At 62.4% G+C, this 2,319-nt stretch carries 3 protein-coding genes and 1 pseudogene; 2 read left to right on the forward strand and 2 right to left on the reverse strand.

All coding sequences use genetic code 11. The annotated features are described in order from the left end of the window. Positions 1–28: 28 nt before the first annotated feature. Together KBX08_RS32955 and KBX08_RS32960 are read left to right on the forward strand one after the other, a co-directional pair. Positions 29–463, forward strand: a complete 435-nt coding sequence (locus tag KBX08_RS32955) for a hypothetical protein (protein WP_210787661.1) — start codon at positions 29–31, stop codon at positions 461–463. 130 nt (positions 464–593) lie between these two features. Continuing rightward, the gene (locus KBX08_RS32960; RefSeq protein WP_210787662.1) at positions 594–980 is read left to right on the forward strand and encodes a CU044_2847 family protein; all 387 of its coding nucleotides are present in this window, start codon (positions 594–596) and stop codon (positions 978–980) included. 460 nt (positions 981–1,440) lie between these two features. Here the strand turns inward: KBX08_RS32960 and KBX08_RS32965 are convergent, their stop codons facing one another. Together KBX08_RS32965 and KBX08_RS32970 are read right to left on the reverse strand one after the other, a co-directional pair. Beyond that, positions 1,441–1,953 (reverse strand): hypothetical protein, encoded by a 513-nt coding sequence (locus tag KBX08_RS32965; RefSeq protein ID WP_210787663.1) that lies wholly within the window; start codon positions 1,951–1,953, stop codon positions 1,441–1,443. Continuing rightward, positions 1,950–2,319: pseudogene (locus tag KBX08_RS32970) on the reverse strand (hypothetical protein); the annotation flags it as partial. The gene KBX08_RS32965 and the pseudogene KBX08_RS32970, both read right to left, overlap by 4 nt.

The following is a 2,319-nucleotide window of genomic DNA, read 5'->3' on the forward strand; positions in this document are numbered from 1 at the left end:
CGCGGAGACCGAGTACCAGTTCGCCCAAATGAAGACTCCACTGCTGCCACTGAACTCAACCTTCATCGGTGACGTCCGGGAATCGGCATCCCGCATCGGCCGATACGCCACCGACGACGCGCACCTCTTTCAGACGTCCGGCAACCACGCCGGTTGGGGTGCCTTGGCGATTGAGGGTGGATCGCGCGTCGAGATCCACTGGCTGCCAGGGGCGGTCGTCGACATCGCCGCCGCGTTGGCAGGCCGCACCGAGGAACTGGACCTGCGCGCCCTCGCGCCGATCTTCGCCCGATGGCTGCCGCCAATCGCGTTCCTCACCGATTGGGTTCGCCCATCCGGCCTAAGATCCGACATCCGGCCCTCCGCCCGAATCTTTCTGGACCAGCGGGTGCTGGCAGAGGCGAACGCGACGCACGACGCCTGGACGGAGTACCAGACGGCGATCGGAAAGCACCAGCGCTGACGCACTGCCTGCAGCGGTTGAGTCATTGGCCCGACCGGGTGGGATCGGATGCCTGACGGTGGCTTGCAATCGATACCTAACCCTGCTTCGATTAGTCGCTTGTATCGGCGGTTCAACGGAAGGTAGCGGTATGGGTCCAAGTCTGGTCATGCCAGCGGTGCCGGTGCAGGTTGGTGAGTTGACGCTGTTGATGGAGACCTCGGTAGTCAGTCTGGTAGGCACTGAGCCAACGAGTGCCGCCGGCAGGGCCGCGGATTGGGCCTTGCAGTCGTTTGATCGGGTGCAGTCGGCGATTGAGCAAATCGCGGTGTCGACCGCGGAAACGATCGAGCGTGCTGCTACGCGTGCCGCGCGACCGACTTCGGTCGCTATCGAGTTCGGCATCAAGGTATCGGCGAAAGGTGACGTAATCATCGCAGGAGGTTCCGGCGAAGCCTCTTTGAAGGTCACACTGACGTACCTATCGGCTGATTCTGACATCGCTACTGCTGACACCGCCGATGATACAAACCCCTAATTCGCTCGACGGTGGTTCCTGCCGGCCCTCCGGCCGAGGTCCCCGTCCGTACGTCGGCGCAAGAGCCGCTACATTCTCCTGAAAAAGGGGCGATCCAGGAGGCGACCCGACCTGTCGCATTCCGCCGAGGAGCGAGCCCAACTGTTCATAACGCTCGACCGCTTCAACAAACTCATCAAAGGCTGCCTACTGATCAAGCGTCCGAGGATCTGCTGACAGTCGCTCAGACCGCGATCTGAACTTTCGGCGTCACCCATAGCCACAGACCTTCCAGTCGCCCCGCCAAGTCGCCCTACGCGCGCCACGATGCGGGTCACGGTGGCTATTCGGTGCCGAGTGCAGACCGCCGTATAGGAAATCAATAATGGCATCTCTTGCACCCACCTTCTAGCCGGGACCGATGGTCGGCGCACCAACCTGCCGAACGACGACCAATCTGGAGCCGTGGCTGCTAGAACCCTCAGCACAGGACCGTGATCGCGAGAACGGTAACGCCAGCCACGAGCAGGCGGATCGACCACGCCATCTGGGTCAACTTGCGGTTCGCGATGAGGTTAGCCGCCCATATGTGTCCGGCGACAGCTCGCTCGGCAGTCTCATGGTCGGCGGCCGATGCAAGCCAGGCGTCGATGAAGCCTTTCTGGTCGGACGCGAAGCGTCGGGCCACCTGCCTGTAATGGTGAAGTGACCCCAACTCGCTATTTCTCTGACGCGGCACCAACGTGTACAGCGCCAGCAGAGCGCTGAGGACTACGGCGGACGCCGCGGCGACGACGAGCCCGGGGGTCCAGACTGAACTGCTTTGGTCCCAGGAGCTCCGCGCCGTCCACAGCTGGCTCGCAAGCACGCCCGCGGCGGCCAGGACGACTGCAGCCTTAAAGTCGGCGAATCGGATCATTTCGTTGGCCTGGTGCATCGCGGCCCGTCCGGCCTCGCTCACCCTGGACTCAATGGCGTTGCTGTCCTGCGTCATGCTTCCGCCTCCTGGCGCCCTTCTTGAATAATAGCATTCAGCTGATCGGTGAGATCGCCTCGTTCGAAACTACGGAAGACGATGCCCAGCTGACGGAAGAGATGAGAACGGTCGTCTTCGGTGAGCCCACCAATGAAGTCGCCCAGCAGTCCGATGAGGGCGTGCTCGGCACACGGGGGCCCCGGATCTGTGGGCCGCAAATTGTCAGCAATATCGGTGAACGCGCTGCTGGTCAATGCTTGCAGGTCACCGGGGTGCCTGGTATGCCAGTACATGCGTGCGATGTCGGGCTTCGCGAAGATCTCGTCGCGTAGGAATTCGAGGTAACGCAGCTCGCGCTGCCGGTTCTCCTGCTCCGTCTTCTCT

Origin of the sequence: Micromonospora sp. H61 (assembly GCF_018070325.1) — a bacterium.
Lineage (GTDB): Bacteria > Actinomycetota > Actinomycetes > Mycobacteriales > Micromonosporaceae > Micromonospora > Micromonospora salmantinae.